The organism is Bacteroides sp. AF20-13LB (assembly GCF_003603065.1).
Taxonomy (GTDB): Bacteria; Bacteroidota; Bacteroidia; order Bacteroidales; family Bacteroidaceae; genus Bacteroides; species Bacteroides uniformis.
The window spans coordinates 84,736-102,033 of sequence record NZ_QTMH01000005.1; the positions used below are offsets into that span (position 1 = coordinate 84,736).

Here is a 17,298-nt window from a genome sequence, read left to right on the forward strand (position 1 = left end):
CAAATTTATGGTTGACTATTGAAGTCGTGGCTTCACCAACTTCCCGTCGATACCGCATGTTTCCAGAACCGCGGTATTTTCTTTGTTGAAGGCGATCAGGCATGACGGCGCTCCGGCCGTACCACCCTGTTCCCCCGTAACATGGTAAAAACTGAGCCGTCCCTTGATAAAGAGTATTGAATCGGCGTTTGGGAATATCAGTTCGTGGAACAGGCGCGTGTCCGTGCGGGCAAAAGTGAGCGCGACGGCATTCCTGTGTTCGACACACCTGCGGATAAACCGGACAATCAGTGCAGTGTCATAGGGAGGATTGCAGAACACACGTCCGAACCAGGGTTGTTGCAGGCCGTCATCCTCAATGGTATAGTGATGTCGCGCCGTATCCCATGGGCGGTTTACGGGCGAACACGGATCCAAATCGAACGGCCCCAGCCTCCGAAGCAGGCAGGGAGGCGTGAGCCATTCGTTCTTTCCGGTAGAAGATTTCCCCTCGAAAGTTACATCCATGACAGCTTAGATTGTATCACCCGAGCCGATTTGGATATCGAACGGGTTGAGATCGAATTCATGGGTGATATTGGTATCATCCTGCTGTGACTCGAGACAATCCTCCGTGAAGATGCAACCTTTGAGCGTTACGGTCGTCGTTGTCCAGTCCTCGCCGGCCATCGGGTTGGCAAAGCTGATAATCAGGTCGAACTCGCCGATTTCGAGCAGCGAGCCGTACACCGAACGCAACAGCTGTTGCGTGGCATAGTCCATCGTGATGCTCGCCGTATAGGTAATGTTCCCGAACCCCCTCGACACCGGCCGTCCTCCCATGCCGTAGTTACTTTCGACCTTGCGCTTCTTCGACCATTTGATGGCCGACACGCCTTCAAGGGTCGTGGAACCTTCATCGATTCCCAGGGCGGTCGATGACAGGGTTATCATCGACCACGAGTATGCTACATTGTTGATTATTGCCATATGCTATGTCTTATTTGCGGTTAATGACAGTCCTTCCTCTACATAAATCTTCACGGCCACGCCCACCGGGACAAGGACATAGGAGATGCGCAGCGTGTCGTCCACCAACACGTTCTGGTTCGGGTCGATAGTGACGGCGTATCCTGAAATTTCCTGCGCCGCCTGCATCTTGGCCAGTATATCCCCGATGAGTGTCTTGAAAGCTGTAATCTTCGACGGGGCGAGGAACCCGGTTGAAGGATTGACCATCAGCGGTGAGTTCACATACGGCAGCAGGGCTGCACGCACGGCACGGCGGCTCTTGTTGATGGTGCGGTTCCGGGCAATGGTACGGAAATCCCCATGTGAGCATGTCTGGTCTTTCGAGATGTAGATCCCGTTCTCGCGGCCGGCATACTTGATGGGAAAAATATACCCCTTATCGTCGAGTTCGTCCAGCAGTGACGGGGAGAGTGACTCGTACCGGTTCAGGCTGAGGAAGTTCTCCTCTGCCTCGTCGAGGTTGATGTCCCCGAACCCCAACTCTATTTCCTGGAAATCGTCCGCGAAGAGATTGAACTGCTTGACCCATGCGATGGATTCGTGCACGTTGGCCTTTGCTATGGCTCCCATAACCGCTCCCAAAAATCCCACGGGCGTATGGTTCCTGTTGCACATCTGCATCGTGGAGATCTTTTCGTGATGCGCCTGGCCGAATATACAGCTGATACGGCTTGATTCACAGATGCATGAAGGTATTTTATTCAGGTCAATCTGACGCCCCTCAGTCGTATCCGCCCCCGTATTGGAAGGATTGGCGGAAAGGATGAGCGAGAGCGGCTGGTTCTGCTCCGCAAGCCCCACGGCCACGTCGTTGAGCCCCTTTACCAGATTGAGGTTGTATTGTTCCGATGCGCCGTTCGCTTTCCACAGCGGCTGTTCCGTCCATATGCCTATCTGGTTGATCATACCCCCGGCAGCACGCTGCATGATTTCCAGCGCATCCCAGTTCGCCGAACAGTCCGCGAACATCACGTAGAGTTTTCCTGAACCGCCCGGATTGCCGGACATGCGGAAAAATTCACGGATATGGTATGCCGGGATGCCGTGCAGGAAATTGACATTCATCTCCTCCTCGTCGGTTGCCTCCACACGTTCGATGATACCGAAGTCGTTCACGGCGGACTTGAACGAGGTGATGTAGCAGACATCGCCAGGCTTGAGCCTGGTCTCATTGGTTTTACCATACCCCTCCGTGAAAAGCGTCGGCTGGAGGGACACGTCGAACAGCAGTCCCGTCACCTTCTCGCCCGACGAGCCGGTATCGTAAGGAATATTGCCGTCCACATCCTTGATAAATACATTACCGAGTGCCATTATGATTTCTTTTTAAGTTCGTTGTAGAAAGGATTCCTGTAGAGTACGGCCTTGCCCCTGATGGCGGCCGCCGTGTCCGGCGCATAGGTTCCTCCGTGCGTGTCGATGTACAGCGACGGATATGCCGGGAACTTTTTCAACAGGGACAGGATGTGAGGCTCTGTCGTCTCCTCCGACCCTGCATTCCCTTTCCCCGCGGTCTTGGCCGGCAGCCTGTCTTCAGTCTCGCCGCCTGTCCCGAGGTTTTCCGATGCCGTTTCCGGAACGGGCACCGCCTGAGCCTCCGGTGCAGGAATATTATTGTTGTCTGTCTGCGGAGTTTCCTCCGTGTTGATTTTCTTTGCCATAACAGTAGAATGAAAATGGGGAACGGGGCCTTGCCTCCGCTCCCCGGGTGGATATTGAGAATGAAGAAAGGTGTGTTATTCGCTCTTCTTGTAGGCGGTATGGACCACGATCTCCGCCGGGCGGACGATGTTCACGTCCATTTTCATGCGCATCTGGAAAAAGAACAGCTCGGAGTTGGCCTGCAGACGGTCGATTTTCAGGATGTCCGTGTCGTTCGCGTAATCCACCCCCATCCACAGGTTGGAGTCCATGCCGGTGGAGAACTCGCCGAGCACCATCGTGTGTTCGGGGATTCCCACGACCGGGACGATGCGCTTGCCCTTGAAGCGATAGCGGTTGACCTCGGTATTCTCGGAATACTTGACCTGCTTGTCCGAGATATATTGGTCATACGCGTCCCAGGCGTCCCATCCGACCACAAAGGTCAGAGATGTCTTCTTTCGGATCTGCTTCGGACATTTCCTCCACATCGCATAGAGCGCCGCCTCCACCGCGGCCCCGTCCGTCAGCTCGGTCGTTCCCGAAATGATGCACTGCCCTCCGGCAACCACCTCGGCATCGGAGGAGTTCACATTGTCGAGGATCCGTTTGATGACCCCGTCAAAATATTTCTCCTTGTTGGCTCCGATTTTCGTGCAGCCTTCCGGTGCGGTAATCTTGGCCACCGTCTCTCCTCCGCGGGCGGAAGTCCAGATGGCGTTTCCGATATACTCGTTTTTCTTGTCCATAAGGAGACGGAGCATCGTCGCCTGGATTTTCGGGTCGAGCTCGCGGAACACGAGATTGCCTTCCGGCTGCGCGAAACGCCAGTACTTCTCGTAGTCCCTCGGGTTAAACTCGAGATAGACCATAAAATCGGACGGCTCAAGATGGCGTTCGGTGAACTGGTACTCGTTCGTGCCGTCATCGCCCTTGGCTCCGTGGATGGGTTGTGGGGTCGGCACGTTGTCCTGGATAATGTTGCCCAGCTTGATGGCAGGAAGCGTATAGCGGTGCTGGATGCCCGTCTTGATATGAATCAGTCCCTCGCGGACTGTATCATTGCCCTGCACGGTATAGGTCAGCAAGTCCTCAAGTACTTCGCCGCTATACCCGTTTTGAAGAAAGTTTACTGTATCAGCCATTGTCGTTTTAAGTTTTCCGTTGAAGAATGAAACTCGGCCGACTGGCGGATACCTGCTGTTTCCGCGCGAGACACTGCGGTCTCCGGCATGTCAGTTAAAATCGGGCGGACGCCCGCGGATAGTCTGTCAGAGCTTTCGGAACTTGAAATCCGCACCGACCACTTCCGCCACCTTCTCGGCCATCAGCTGTTCGGCGGTCTTTGTCGCTTCCGCCGTGGCCTGGATGTTGGCAGGGTCATCGGCGATTTCCTTCGAGATTTTCTCCCGCGCGGGAATGGAAGCCAGCGTGCTTTCCGCCAACTCGAAGTTGGAACCGGCCATCTCCACCCACTGCGTTTTCGCCTCACGGTCAATCTTGCCTTCTGCAATGGCATTCTCCACCAATGTCTCGATACGGGAAGCCTGCTCGTCCTTCTCTTTCTGCTCGTAGGCGGAAAGGCGTGCCGTCGCTGCGGCCAGGTCTGTCTGCAAGTTCCGGATGGAGGCGTCTTTTCCGGCGATGACGGTCTGCGCGTCGCTCAGTGATTTCTGTATTTCTCTGTATTTGGGTTCCATCGCGGCCAGTTCAGAGATACGTGCCATCACGTCCTTGACCTCACCGTCCTTCATGCCCAGCGAGGCTGCAATCGCCCCGTACTCAAAGCCTTGTGTCTTGTTTTCGTTTGCCATATCGTTTTCCGTTTCTGTAAGAGTAGGTTCAATGCCTTTGAAAGGTTTATTTCCCGCGCTGACACGGCTCATCAGTTCCTGGATGGCGGCCGTATCGGTCAATCCTTCTATCTCGTCATGCACTTTACGGCAAAGCTGCTTCGAGGTATGGATGACATGCTCCGCAGGTATGATGCCGGCCTTGACGGCAGCCTGTGCGTCGAAATAGGTCCCGTCCTTTCCTGCCTGTCCGTCCATGATGGCCCGCACATGCTCCGCTTTCAGGCCGAACCGTTTCCGGTAAATCGTCTCGATCTGTTTGGTAAAAGCCGTTACCATGTCCGACGGTTCCCCTCCGTCATCGTCCGGCAACATCGGGTTATGAATCATCAGTATGGCATAATCACGCATGAGAGAACGCTTGCCCGCCGCCCAGATGATGGAGGCCATCGATGCCGCGACCCCTTCGATGATACATTCCGTATCCACCGTGGCATTGGCGATGGTGGAATAGGTGGACATGCCGTAAAGGACACTGCCGCCCTCCGAGTTGATCAACACGCGGATACAGGAGGGACGGATGATATTTTCCAAAAAGTCGAACTCGTCATTGAAACGTGAGGTCGTCTCTTCCGTCACGCGACCGAAGAAACGGATAACAGCCGGCTGGCCTGCCTTCGCCTCTCCGACGACATATTGAAGTGTGTTCATATCCATATGCAAGGGTTATTTGAACAAGAGTAGGCGGTGGAAAAAGAAAAGGTTTTGCACTGCTATTTATGGAAGTGGAAATATGAGAATCCATCCATTTATGGAAATGCGATTATCTTTACAGTATAATAGATTGTTCAAATTACAGACCGGTTGCAACTATTTGTATCAAGACCGGCATGCTGAACATTCTAAATTCAGCAAGTACAGAAAATGTATCATGAGTCTTGTATTATCTGCTGATTCATGTCTGTTTATACGCAGTGCGGATAAATCTCCTGCATGGATTTCAATTTTCCGATCCAGTATCCGAAAAACCAGATACTTCGTCATGTTCCGGACGCGGATGGAAGCCGTGTCCGCCGCTGTCATGTTGCGGCGCATCGCTGTGTTGGGTGAACGGGGGCATGACCACATACCTTTTTACCCAGTCCCTGTATTTCCACGCGGAAGATTCCCTGAACCATACCTCGTAGTCTATCCAGTACGCCTGCAACATATTGGTTGAAAGCGGCATGTCGAAATAGGTCAGGTTGCACCGCTCGCTCAGCGCCGGCTCATGGTTCTTGGCATCCTGTATGGCTACATTGAGCCGCTGGAAGACCAGAAACGCCTCGCATTCCTTGTCTTCGTCCGCATTGTTGAGCGTATTCAGGATAAACCGCACGCGCATGGTGGCGCGTCCCTCACCGATACGCTGTTGCTGTACCAGGTACCTCACGTTGATAAAGTGGATGAACACGGCAGGGAACACAGTCTCATACTCCGTGTTATCGTCACGGACAATGCGGGCGAACTGGCCGTTGTCGATAGCGACGGTTTTGAACAGGGGCGGCGACAACGGGTCGTCCGGATTCTCCCGCAGGGTCAGGACAGCCCGCTTAACGGCCCGGTATATCTCCACGAAAGGGTTCGCGGAAACTTCTTCAGGCAGGCTCTCCGCCGGTGCCGACGGTTGTGCGGGCTGTGGTGCTGGGTGTTTGTCTTTTATCATAACGGCTGGTGTGGAAATCCTTTAAAAATCATATCTATGAAATGGGCGGCGATATAGTCGTCCGTCTTCGGTGAGAATCCGATGAACTGCCGGTGTACGGGACGGCGCGTGGAATACTGGTTTACCGTGTACAGCCCGAACTTCGGATCGGTATTGTGTATGGCGGCATAATGCCCGTAACGCTCCTTGCTGCGTCCCCGCTTGCCCTTGACTGGAAAGCTCTTTTCCGTAGTCCACATGCAATACCTGGCGCCTTTCCGGAAGATGCGCGTACGGTCCGAACGCCGTCCCACTATGTCTGTCCGGCCGGCTTCCGACTGTATGCTCCGGGCCAGAGTCCCCGTATCGTTCATGAGAGGATGGGTGAACCTCTTTCCCCATTTGGAGGTACGAGGCGCCCATTTGCTACCGTTGAATCCCCCCGAAGCGAATGAGGACACGAACTGCTGCCTGGTATAGTCACCGGCAGCAGTTGCGAAGTCGAATACGTTGAACTCCAGCCGGCTGGCCATGACGCGCGTACTGGTCCTGCTTACCCAGTGGCTGCAAAACTCATCAAGCGTTATCTTGGGCATAGGCGAACTTTCCTTTAATGCGTTTCACAATATCATTCATGTAACCCGGAAGCGGGACGGAGAAATAGCGGTGCGCATCGGAAAAGATACGCCCGCCGGTTGCCAGGCTCTCCCGGAAGACCGGATCCACCTTTTCCAGATAGTCTCCCTTATCCGGCAAAGCCGCCCGGACAGCGGCGAACCCCTCCGCGACCAGAAAGCAGCGGCATCCCCATTCGATCGGCGGTATCAGCTCCGGAGGAAACTCGGATTTGCGGAAGGAAATCCCTTCCAATGAAAGATGCCAGGCACGTACCCGTTCATCGCCTTGTGTCATGTAGGTAAGCACGGTATCCATATCCACCGCCATCCACCATGCGGCCATCGAGGCCGCGAAGAATACCTGGTTGTTCTCTTCCTCCGCATGGACGAGGTTATACCTGCGGCATATCTTTTCGTATGCTTCCATGTCCTGTTCATCCGCTGTCTCGGGCAGTTCCCCGAGCATGGCATACTCCTCTGCCGCGGCAAAATCCACCAGGTTGTCTATAGCTGCAATCAGGATGTCACGCTGCTGCCGTTCCCTCTCTGTTGTAAAGGAGTTGTGATTTTTCAGTATCTCCAATGCCCGGTCCATATCGATTCGCAGACCTGTCAGCGCACGGTCTATGAGGAAAGAGGCACGCAGGGTGATGATGTCCTCTATAATGTCGAGACGTTCCGCGCTGTTCTCCCAATAGAGGATCAGCCTGCGGAATGCATCGAAAATGACACGATACTCCTTTTCCGTATCGGATTCCGTGGTTGCAGATGCCCTGACAGCCCTGAACGGAGCGTTGTCCGGGAGCGGAAGACGGGCTTCTATTCCGCTCCCCGCAGAAAATTTCCGACCTTCGCCCCCCGGGGGCGTCCGTAACGCCGGAAATACTCCTCGTCCGACATGATGCCCCGGTCGTTGTGGCTGAGACCGGATGAGCCGCCTTCGGCTCCGAAACCTAATCCCGGGATAACATTGAGCTGCCGGCCCACATTGATACCGAACTCTTTCTCGATCTCATCGGCCGCCACTTCATATTTGTCCGTGATCAGCGAATAGAGCTTGATGCGGTCCTCGTTGCTCATCTCTATCCGGTTCGAATACCGGAACTCCAATCCTCCGGGGATATACCCGATAGCCACCAGGCGGGGGATTATCTCCTCGTTCATGACGTTTTCGATATACCGACGGTAGACTTCGATACGGTCGCGGAAAATGTCCTGGTGTGCTTTCGTGGAACCCACGTACGACTGCATCCCTCCGGCCATCGACTCGGAGCCGAGCACGAGGTTGGCAACTTCCTTGTTCACAAACTCGATAAGCCCGGTATATATCTTTTCCGAGTTGGACATGGTGAATGTCTTGATATCGACCTCGTCCTCAATGCCGGTAACCACCACCTTGTTCTGTGCCGCGTTGGCTATCTCGTTAGCCAGCCTCTTGCGGTCGGCGTTGCTCTCGCTGACCGTCTTTCCGTGGATAATCGGCTGTCCGTAAGTATGGGAAAAGTTCACATAGTTGGCCACCGTGAATTTCTTGGCCAGTATCAAAGGGGTCGTGGCGGAAAAAAGTCCCAAGTCGCCGGAGTTTACCAGTACATAACAACGGTAATATGCCGGGTCATGTAAATCCCAATGCGGCTCCCACAGTCCCTGCCGCTTCAGTACCGTTTTCTGGTCCGGCAACACATTACGCCGTTCGATGATGTTGACTTCCGCCAGCCTGCCCGTTCTGGGGTCAGTATGCGGCATGATTTCAAGCAGGGTGTACCCGTAGAGCTTGGATTCCACTATGCCCTTGATTATCTTGTCGAACTGCGAACCCTGTATCTTCAGGGAGTTCGCCACGTCCTTGATGTATTTTCCCTTTTCGTTTACACGGGCAAGCATATAGCGGTCGCCGAGAATCTGGCTTTCCAGTGTCTCGACAACGGAACGTATATGAGCGTCCTGTTGCAGGCAGGCTTCATACAGGTCAATGAGCCGGGCGCGGTCATCGAGAATATATCCCGAGCCGGTATCCTGACGGCATGAACGGTAGCGGTTGTTGCGCTCGATTTCGCGGACATACTCCTGAATTGTCTTTTTGGAGGTCTTAAAAATACTCTCCAAGAGTTCCCCGTTAAATGATTTGTCCGATGTAGCCATAATTTTTTTGTTTCTTGTTCAAAGAGTAGAGACAATCCTCAAGAGAGGTTTTTACGGCTAAAAGAATATATGGAGAACGGGACTCTTAATGCTTGATTTACAAACCGAAATATACAACTTAAATATATAGATATTTCGGTTTTATTTATGTTGTAAATATCTTATTATCAGTGATTAACAATTTATTAAAAGTGTAATTTATGTATATATTTATAGTGTATTTCATATTAAAAAGATATATCTTTGCACCACGTTAGATACAAATCCAAGAACAATGAAAAAGAGAACATGAAAGAAGAAAAGATTCCCTGCCGGATAATCCGGTACAGGGAGTTCCCCGATCTGCTTTTCGGAACGTTACGGGAAGACGGACCGGTCTATTTCGACGCGACACGCTTCATCCAGGCCAAAGGAGATGCACGCCGGCATAATGTCCGTGATTTCCGTGTCGCTTTCCATCACTGGGCAACGGCGTTGGCAGACGCCTACGGAATAGACAGGGAAAAGATGATCATCCGTGACGAGGCGTCGGGACACCTGTTAATTGATGAATGTCTGGCTCTATTATTTGTCGTTTACATCGATCCCGCGTTCGGTGTCTACCTTCTGGAGCGCGTGGACGAACTGCTGTCCGGTGGATTTACGGTTTCAGACACTTGGCTGGTACAGGCTGCCGGTCTTAGATTTACAAAGGAGGAATTAACGCAAATTTTAGAACAACATGAGACGCAGCACATTTAAACGACCCAAGATGGTGCTCATCTTCAACGGGGCACAGGTTCTTGTAGCGGTCACGCGCTCGCTGCACAGCGCGGCGGAATTGACAAAAGGCAACTTGCAGGCTATCTCATTCTGTTGCACGGGCAAGTATGTATGCAGCGGCGGACTCTATTTCAGGCATCTGCATCCGGATGTGGAAATCGAGCTGGCCGACCTCGGCACACTGATGCTGAAAGATTATGACGCCCTTTGCGGCGAGAAACGCACGTACTATCCGGTGCGCAAGATGGCACATAAGAGAGCCTTGCTTGAAAACAAACGTAAGTCTGATAACCAAAAGAAAGGAGGAAATACCTATGAGGGAAAATAGGAATGTTCCGTTCCGGGACTGGAACATAAGGGTTTCCCGGAACCATAACGGCCAGCTCCATATCTGCGCCGTGGATATATGCGATATACTCAAGCGGGACGAACTGCTTGAAAACGGCGCCATCGCCCGTGTTTGCCCGACGGCATTGAAAATCAGTTTCCGGAAAAACGGCAGGGAACAGTGGGGTTTCCGTCCCATCGATATGCGCCGGCTTTTACAACTGGTACGCAAGGAGACTATTATACCCCGTGACCTGCTTGATGAATTGGAAGTGTGGGGCAACAAGCTTCTGGAACTGGAAGCCGGGGAGCTGCACGCCGTCCCGCAGGACGACATCGTCATGCACTTCGAGGAAGGGTTCCCCGTCACGTTCCGGCGTGTCGGCGACAAGCTGATGGTCAACGCCACGCAGATCACGATGCACTTCGGGAAAATCCCGTCTGAATGGCTACGCATCGCTTCCACGGATATGCTCCGCAGGGAAATGGCCGGCAACGGACATACCGGGAAATACGAGTCGCAAGTCTTCACCACACGGGGGCGGGGGCACGGTGCGACCTGGTTGGAATCACCGCTTGTCATACCGTTGGCCAGATGGATCGCCCCTGACCTGTCTTTGGCGGAATGGTTGGGCGAGGCTATCGGCAAACTCTCCGTGAAACGAGGGAAGACAATCGTACGCGAACGCCCCAGGGTGGCGGCACCCGGTCTGCCCTGTATGGATTGTCCCATGCCGCAGGATATGGAATCGGCGACGAGACTGATTCTGGAACTGCGGAAGGTGGTGAGTGAATCCCTGCCGAAAATCGTATTCTACGAGGAGTTTATCGAGAACAGGGACTGGTTCAAGAGCACGCGCATCGCTGACGAACTCGGCATATCGCCGCGACAGTTGCACCAGTTCCTTGCCGAAGAGGGCATCTGCAAGTACGAGAAGCGGCAATGGGTGGTCTTTCCTTCCTGCCGGGCCTGGCAATGCGATGTGCCTTACACGTGGGAGAACAGCCGGGGCAAGGTATATACTTTCGGATCCACCAAACGATGGACACAGGCCGGACGGGAGTGTATCATAGAACTGTGGCGCAAGAGGAACCCTGAATACTGCCCACCGGGTGCATAGCGATGGAAACGGCATTACAGCGGATCATCCGCAAGACAGGAAGACGGCCGGTAGAGTGCCGTTGCCGTCTGTGCAGGCAGCAATGCCGGATACCGTGCCTCGGTACGCCGGAAGACATCCTCCGGTTGCTGAAAGCCGGATACAGGGAGCGTCTTGCACCCACTCGGTGGGCGGTAGGCCTGCTGTTAGGAAAAATCCCGTATATCGTGCCGATGGTACAGGCGAAACAGGAAGCAGGCGGGTGCACATTCTTTCAGGACGGACTGTGTGAACTGCATGCGGCAGGGCTCAAGCCCACTGAAGGCAGGTTGTCGCACCATACCATCACCATGGAGAACCTGAAGTTCGGAATGTCGCTCTCGTGGAACGTGGCCAAAGAATGGCTGGACGAGCGGAACTTCGACACGATACGGGAGATTGTCCGGATAATGGGAAAATAGATGAGGGACGGTTTCATGAATGAAGTATCAGTATAACCGGTTGATTCCTCCTTTGCCGATTTCATGGAACCGCCTCTTATTAATTCATACCATTTGCAAACAGTTCGTATTAGTCGCGGCTATCCTTTATCAGGAAAACATTTAAACGCGAATGATATGAAACTGAAAAGCAGAATGACCGTCGGGGAGATGTCGGAACACCTGACGGAACATACCGGCAAGTTCGCCAACCGCGTATCCGTGGGGCGTTACGCCAAAAAACTGGGATACGCCGTGTATAAACCGATGATAAACGGCAGGATATGCCAGTTCTATGTCAATCCGTCGATTAAGGATGACGGGGAAGCGGAAACATTACGGACGAACGAACGCGAAAACGGACATGAAAGGGAATGACGACAAAAGGCAACACGTGATACCGTTTATGAAATGCTTCACCGGGCTGGTCGGCGCGTTCACCCCGGAAGAGGTCATCTTCATGCTGTACATGGCAGACCGTACACGCCTGCGTGAAAAAGGTTACGACACCTTGCGCAGCAAGCGGTACTACATGGAGAACATGGAGATGGGTTCGCGGATTTTCGACAAGTGCGTGGAAAAGACAACGCGTATGGGATTGCTTGAACGGGTGCCGGTCAGCGGGATGTACGATTACCTGTGGCACATGGATTCCTACAACCGGCTTGTAGGGATATTGGCGGAACTTGGAAATCCTTTTTCTACCAGGGCATTCTGTCATCGGATGTTCGATGTGGAAAAAAGGACCGTGGCATCCGTCTCTGACGAAGAGGTCAGCCAATGGAAAGAGAGACACCGAAAAGTTTGAGCGTATCTGTCCACGGAACGTAAATGAATAAAAACAGACGGCATCGTTGTGATTTGCCGTCTGTTTTTGTGTTTTTGCGACATAAAATCCGATAAAACCGGAAGGAGGTGGTAGCCGGGTACAATATTATCCGGGCAAACGACAGAATATGCTAAATATACTTATTCAGTTCTTCCACAAGAAGATGCACCGTTGTCGAAGATTCCGCCTGTGCCGGCGGTATTCCCTCCATTCGGCGCAATACGGCTTTTGCGTTCGTGATGGCCTGAGCCTGTTTACCGCCCAGCTCCCTGAAAACACGACCGCCTGTACCGGCTTCCTTGTTGTAGGAGAAGCCCAACAAGCCGGATAGCTTTGTTTCATATTGATTTCTGTGCATCGGGCCTTGTACCAGGTTATAGTGCAGCAAGAACCAATACTCGAAAGCCTGGTTGCTGTATGCCACCCTCATGCCACCGGCTTCCGCCATACCGATAGCCCGGTTGAAATCCCGATCGGGAAAGTCATCCTTGTCAAATACCACCCAGCACTGGTCATACTCGCGTCCTTTCTTCCGCTCTTCTTCTTTCATCCGTAAAGCCTTTTGGACAAGACCTACCGTATTGAGTCCCTGGCCTACCGCTTTAATATTGGCGGAAGTCAGGCGAAATGCATTGAAATAATCCGGTTCCGTATTTACCCCCTCGCAGATGATCAGGAAGGATTGTTTGACCTCACGGACAAAACTGATACGCCTGAGTGTCCGTGCCGCGCGTGGATCACGCTTGTTCGTCCGTGCTGCCATATTCTTCCTCCCTCAGGTCAAATAACCGTTCAAACTGGCCGATGACAGGGATACCGCCATATTTCCCCATCAGGTACTCCTTTTCGAAAGGTGCACTGTTGCGAACCTTGTATTCCGCCAACGAATAGAGTTCCGAGGCTCCAAACGAATCTTTCTGTGTAAACCAGATCTGATCCCTGCGGAACAGGCTTGCATTAAGCAGGTTGGTGTCATGTGTCGTGAAAATCAACTGTGCATTCCTGGGATTTGTCACTCTGGAATTGAACAGCCCGATGATGCGACTTGTCAACAGAGGGTGCATTTTCGAGTCGAACTCGTCGACAACCAGCCTTTTGCCATGATCCAACGCGTCGATTATAGGATAAGCCAGCGAGAAGTATTTGATCGTACCCTCCGATTCGTTTACGCGGAACGGGAAAGTGACCGTCTTCGTGGCGTTGCCCTCCTCGTCATATTGCTGGTGTGAACTGATGACTGTATTGTCAACCTTGCGTATGTCGTCGATTCCGAAGTCTGCAAACCGGGCAAACTCCACAATACGCCTTTTCATGGACGGATCATCGATCTGGGCTATCGCCATTTCCCAAATCCGCTCGTCGCTGCTGCCAAGAACAATCGTGGTGTTGGCCAACCATCCCATGATTTCCACCGAGACGCTTTCGTTGAACTGTGCTGCCACGGAAAGAAGCAGCGCATTGTCGCGCACCATTTTTTTGGCGACAACCTCTTTGCCGACCGAAAATTTGGGATGCAGTTCATACTCATCGCCGTCACGCAGGAACAGTTCCACCTCCTTTGCCTTGCGCTTGTTGCCCTTTTGATAAAGCCACTCCCGGTGTACACGTTTTTCATCGACTTCGAACCCATAGCGGTATTGGACCGTTTCGTCGGCAAAGACCGCCTCAAAATAACTGGGCTCCTGTTCCGTCCTCCGGTTGAGACGGAAACTTTCCACCCGTATGCTTTCGCCGGACTGCACGCCTTTGGAGGAATTGATGACAAACCATTTGAAGAAATCGAGTGCTTTGACTAGATTCGATTTCCCGCTGGCATTGGCCCCGTAGATGACCGCACTCTTCAGCAAAGAGAGGTTCGTACCTTCAAGCTCAAAAACAATCTCATCGGACCGGGTCTGTTTTTCTTTCAGCGCGGAAGCAGCCAAAGACAAGGTCGCCGGCTCCTTGAACGAAAGGAAATTTTCGACTGTGAACTGAATAATCATATTATATCGCAGTTATATGTAAATTTTATGCAAATATAGGGGATATTTTTCATATATAGATGTTTTATCGGATCTCTTTTTGCGGTTATTTTCCTGCACGTGAAAATCAGACCGTTTTCGTTCTTGCAATGCTGCCCTGCAAAAGGCGACTGCAATTTTCCGAAGCGGCAACATCGGCTTGCGATTCATGCTCCCGATAGTGGAATTTGGGTGGAAAGACGCGAAATTCGCCACATCTTTCCCCTCAATGTGGTACAAATGTACCGTGTATCTGACAGGAGGGGTGTTACAAATGTAGCAACAATACTATAAGTAGTATTATACAAGAAGAAAGAAGAAAGATGTACTTTTTTCTTTGACGCAAAGAAAAAAGATACCAAAAAAGAAACAAATCATGACAGACGGCACGCCGTCTGTTTTTTTGTTTTTTTGAATCGGAAAGTGTTGAAAACGGATAAGATGAGGATTAAAGGACCACTTCCTCCCCAGATACAAGAGAGAGAAACAGAACGAATACCTTATACCGTCACCCTCTTACCGTCTGGCATCCTTGTCGCGGTTCAGCCTTACGACAGAGCGCACGCAGTCACGTACCAGTTCGGCATCCCTCCGCTCCATGAAATAGTTCCCGCATTCCAACCGTTTCCTGTCCGCCGGCCTGTTGTTGTCCCTGCATTCACGGATTTCCAGTATGTCATTCAGGTAATAGTACTTGTCACCGCGTCTGACACGTGTTGCCAGCCGTTCGAGTTCCTTCAGCCGTCCGTTCCATGCAAGCCCTTTCTGGCGTAGAGCATCGGAAAGCCTGCTACGGCCACTGGTTCCGATAGGCAGTATCTGGAGATTCACCGCGTACCCGACTGTTTCATGCAGGGAATAGCGCAGGCTCCCGTCTTCGTCCAGCAGGCAATACAGCACAACACGTCCTTTTGCGTCGATTTCCTTGAAAGCCCCCAGTATTACATGCTCATCCAGGATACTGAGTTTTACCAACTGTCCGTCTTTGGGAGCATAGAGAGATTCCGAACATACACCCCGGCGCTTGTCCCATGCAAGATGGCCTTCGTTCAGCAGGCGTTGGAGGGCAATCTTTTGCTCTGCGCTCGCTTCCCGGCAATCATTCAGAAACATGACCGCGTCATCGGTAACGAGTTCTCTGCCCGCAGTCATCCTTACCGGAACCGACACGCAATTACCCGTGACATCTCCCACAAGTCCGGTTTCCGATGTCCCACCGTTGAAGACGACCATTCCCTTGCGAATGGACGACCCACCCGTGCTGTCTTTCGGAATACTCCCGATTTTCTTCTTATGATATGATTCCATTCTTTCGATTCTTTATCCAGATATTTCCTGTAACAGCAAAATGCCATACTTCATACATAAGTGGATACAATACGGCAAATATACGTATAATTCACCAAAAAGGCAGGTGACTGAACCCCATTTCTTCTGCATTTCCACGGTTTCCTGTATAAAGTCACAAAAACCGTACAAATAAGTCGGAATCCATGTGGATAGCTTCGTTCTGTATATTCTATATGATTAAGGAACAAAACATTACAAGATTGTCCGATTGTGAAAAGCATATCCGAACATACTGAATGACAGGAATACACATCCTCCTTTTCCGTCGTCCAATCCGGTTAAGAACAGTCAATATACCGACGTGTCTCTATATATTTTTTGATGCGTTTTCAGCGTATCTAAAAAACAACTTCAAGCCGGAACCCGGAAATCGTGCAGAAAGTCTGTACACCCGTGAAAATTGAAAGGACAGGCATCCACAAATGAGAATATTTCAAAAATATGGGACATGGTGAACACCAGCACCTTAAGCAACCATGATAAATACAAGTACTTTACTGTATATTTTTTGATACCTGCTTACAGTTTCAATCCGAAAGCCGCATTTTGAGCCATTTTGGAAAACCGGACTTGAAAAAACGGCCCGAGGACAGAGACCGAATCCGCACCCGAGGGTACACCCTCCCTAATCTTTTTATTTTTATTACACCATTGAATATCAATAATTTATTAGGTTTACTTTTGTATAAAGTAAGCCTAAAAACGTCTTTTACATTATCTTTGCTTACAAATTGAAAGTAAAAAAATCTTTTCAGTCCTATTTTATCCATTTTAAGCAGCTAATAATCTGATAATCAATAGACAAAACTGATTTTGATTTTATACATACGTTGAAACGGGGCTTTTTTGATTTTTGCAAAGGAAAAATTTTTTTCAAAGAAAATCATTTTTTCTATTTTATTGATATTCAACTATTTACAAATTCACTTCGCGCGCGTGCGTTCCATATTCGCAAAAAGGCTGTTTTTGGAACGTTCCAAATTTTTTTTCTCAAAAAGTTTTGCAGTTCTGAAAAACGGTTTTATAATAGTCATGTACTCGAAAGCCAAACAAACGGCAAACAAGTACGGAGAAAAACGAATAAAAAAATAGATAGTAAAAAACAGAAAAGCAAAGACCGCCGAGAGCGAGAAACAAAAACGGCGTTTACACGAAAGTGAGTTGTTGAGCCGTCAAAGGGTAACACCCGAAACAACACCGTGTGCGTTTAGGTACGCTTAAAGAGTGCGTTAAATAACCACGCTTCGCACGGGGCAATAATACCAGTATTGCCAACCTACGAAAGTAGGGAAATTTATGGAACGGGATAAATCGTATTTATTCCGAGTGCCGGAAATACGTCAAGACTTTTGCAAGTCGCTGGGAGTATTGAGAATACCGCCACTGAAAAGGACGTGCAAGAATAATGCCATAATTGCGCCCTTGTGCGCACGGAGATAAAATGCACGGTAGCGGAAAAACAGTCCGCACGGAGCTTGAGAAAAGAGCATTGCCAATGTTATGCCCATAATCACCAGCCGCCCACCGCCTTACTGTTAGCTGCCGGATTGGAAAAGATCC

Annotated in this window: 19 protein-coding genes; 6 read left to right on the forward strand and 13 right to left on the reverse strand. The window is 51.1% G+C overall.

The window, feature by feature from the left end:
- Positions 1 to 15: 15 nt before the first annotated feature.
- The 10 genes from DWX62_RS06825 to DWX62_RS06870 all read right to left on the reverse strand — a co-directional run bounded on the left by DWX62_RS06825 (position 16) and on the right by DWX62_RS06870 (position 8,888).
- A complete protein-coding gene (locus DWX62_RS06825) occupies positions 16 to 507 on the reverse strand; it encodes a DNA N-6-adenine-methyltransferase (protein WP_004293602.1) in 492 nt (163 codons plus the stop codon).
- A 6-nt stretch (positions 508 to 513) separates the two neighbouring features.
- Positions 514 to 969, reverse strand: coding sequence for a hypothetical protein (locus tag DWX62_RS06830; RefSeq protein ID WP_004293603.1), 456 nt, complete (start codon positions 967 to 969; stop codon positions 514 to 516).
- A gap of 3 nt (positions 970 to 972) precedes the next feature.
- Entirely contained in the window at positions 973 to 2,325 is a 1,353-nt protein-coding gene (locus DWX62_RS06835) for a DUF2586 family protein (RefSeq protein ID WP_004303973.1), read from the reverse strand.
- Positions 2,325 to 2,672 carry a hypothetical protein gene (locus DWX62_RS06840; RefSeq protein ID WP_004293605.1) on the reverse strand — a complete coding sequence of 116 codons (348 nt, stop codon included), beginning with the start codon at positions 2,670 to 2,672 and terminating at the stop codon, positions 2,325 to 2,327. Before DWX62_RS06840 ends, DWX62_RS06835 begins: the two co-directional genes overlap by 1 nt.
- Positions 2,673 to 2,747: 75 nt before the next feature.
- Positions 2,748 to 3,797, reverse strand: coding sequence for a hypothetical protein (locus DWX62_RS06845; RefSeq protein ID WP_004293606.1), 1,050 nt, complete (start codon positions 3,795 to 3,797; stop codon positions 2,748 to 2,750).
- A 126-nt stretch (positions 3,798 to 3,923) separates the two neighbouring features.
- The gene (locus tag DWX62_RS06850) at positions 3,924 to 5,162 is read right to left on the reverse strand and encodes a Clp protease ClpP (protein ID WP_004293607.1); all 1,239 of its coding nucleotides are present in this window, start codon (positions 5,160 to 5,162) and stop codon (positions 3,924 to 3,926) included.
- Between the two features lie 283 nt (positions 5,163 to 5,445).
- Complete coding sequence (locus DWX62_RS06855) at positions 5,446 to 6,150, reverse strand: hypothetical protein (RefSeq protein WP_004293608.1); 705 nt, start codon at positions 6,148 to 6,150, stop codon at positions 5,446 to 5,448.
- On the reverse strand, positions 6,147 to 6,725 hold the full coding sequence (locus tag DWX62_RS06860) for a hypothetical protein (protein WP_008860784.1): 579 nt from the start codon (positions 6,723 to 6,725) through the stop codon (positions 6,147 to 6,149). The genes DWX62_RS06855 and DWX62_RS06860 overlap by 4 nt, the downstream gene beginning before the upstream one ends.
- Positions 6,706 to 7,341, reverse strand: a complete 636-nt coding sequence (locus DWX62_RS06865; protein ID WP_008142943.1) for a phage minor head protein — start codon at positions 7,339 to 7,341, stop codon at positions 6,706 to 6,708. Before DWX62_RS06865 ends, DWX62_RS06860 begins: the two co-directional genes overlap by 20 nt.
- A 224-nt stretch (positions 7,342 to 7,565) precedes the next feature.
- Positions 7,566 to 8,888 carry a DUF935 family protein gene (locus DWX62_RS06870; RefSeq protein WP_008142945.1) on the reverse strand — a complete coding sequence of 441 codons (1,323 nt, stop codon included), beginning with the start codon at positions 8,886 to 8,888 and terminating at the stop codon, positions 7,566 to 7,568.
- 243 nt (positions 8,889 to 9,131) lie between these two features.
- On the opposite strand from DWX62_RS06870, the gene DWX62_RS06875 reads away from it, so the two are divergent.
- From DWX62_RS06875 to DWX62_RS06900, 6 genes are all read left to right on the forward strand, one after another.
- Positions 9,132 to 9,629: a hypothetical protein gene (locus DWX62_RS06875; protein WP_004303968.1), complete on the forward strand. Its 498-nt coding sequence runs from the start codon at positions 9,132 to 9,134 to the stop codon at positions 9,627 to 9,629.
- 10 nt (positions 9,630 to 9,639) lie between these two features.
- Positions 9,640 to 9,978 carry a hypothetical protein gene (locus tag DWX62_RS06880; RefSeq protein WP_004303967.1) on the forward strand — a complete coding sequence of 113 codons (339 nt, stop codon included), beginning with the start codon at positions 9,640 to 9,642 and terminating at the stop codon, positions 9,976 to 9,978.
- Positions 9,965 to 11,098: a phage antirepressor KilAC domain-containing protein gene (locus DWX62_RS06885; protein ID WP_004303966.1), complete on the forward strand. Its 1,134-nt coding sequence runs from the start codon at positions 9,965 to 9,967 to the stop codon at positions 11,096 to 11,098. The genes DWX62_RS06880 and DWX62_RS06885 overlap by 14 nt, the downstream gene beginning before the upstream one ends.
- 2 nt (positions 11,099 to 11,100) lie before the next feature.
- Entirely contained in the window at positions 11,101 to 11,538 is a 438-nt protein-coding gene (locus tag DWX62_RS06890) for a hypothetical protein (RefSeq protein WP_004293615.1), read from the forward strand.
- Positions 11,539 to 11,694: 156 nt separating this feature from the next.
- Positions 11,695 to 11,934 (forward strand): hypothetical protein, encoded by a 240-nt coding sequence (locus DWX62_RS06895; RefSeq protein ID WP_004293616.1) that lies wholly within the window; start codon positions 11,695 to 11,697, stop codon positions 11,932 to 11,934.
- Positions 11,921 to 12,364 (forward strand): hypothetical protein, encoded by a 444-nt coding sequence (locus DWX62_RS06900; protein WP_004293617.1) that lies wholly within the window; start codon positions 11,921 to 11,923, stop codon positions 12,362 to 12,364. Before DWX62_RS06895 ends, DWX62_RS06900 begins: the two co-directional genes overlap by 14 nt.
- Positions 12,365 to 12,515: 151 nt before the next feature.
- Here DWX62_RS06900 and DWX62_RS06905 read toward each other — a convergent pair whose 3' ends face one another.
- The 3 genes from DWX62_RS06905 to DWX62_RS06915 form a co-directional block, all read right to left on the reverse strand.
- Positions 12,516 to 13,148 (reverse strand): RloB family protein, encoded by a 633-nt coding sequence (locus DWX62_RS06905; RefSeq protein ID WP_004293618.1) that lies wholly within the window; start codon positions 13,146 to 13,148, stop codon positions 12,516 to 12,518.
- The gene (locus tag DWX62_RS06910) at positions 13,123 to 14,370 is read right to left on the reverse strand and encodes an ATP-binding protein (RefSeq protein ID WP_004293619.1); all 1,248 of its coding nucleotides are present in this window, start codon (positions 14,368 to 14,370) and stop codon (positions 13,123 to 13,125) included. The genes DWX62_RS06905 and DWX62_RS06910 overlap by 26 nt, the downstream gene beginning before the upstream one ends.
- Before the next feature lie 534 nt (positions 14,371 to 14,904).
- Positions 14,905 to 15,696, reverse strand: coding sequence for a hypothetical protein (locus DWX62_RS06915; RefSeq protein ID WP_004293621.1), 792 nt, complete (start codon positions 15,694 to 15,696; stop codon positions 14,905 to 14,907).
- Between the last annotated feature and the right edge of the window lie 1,602 nt (positions 15,697 to 17,298).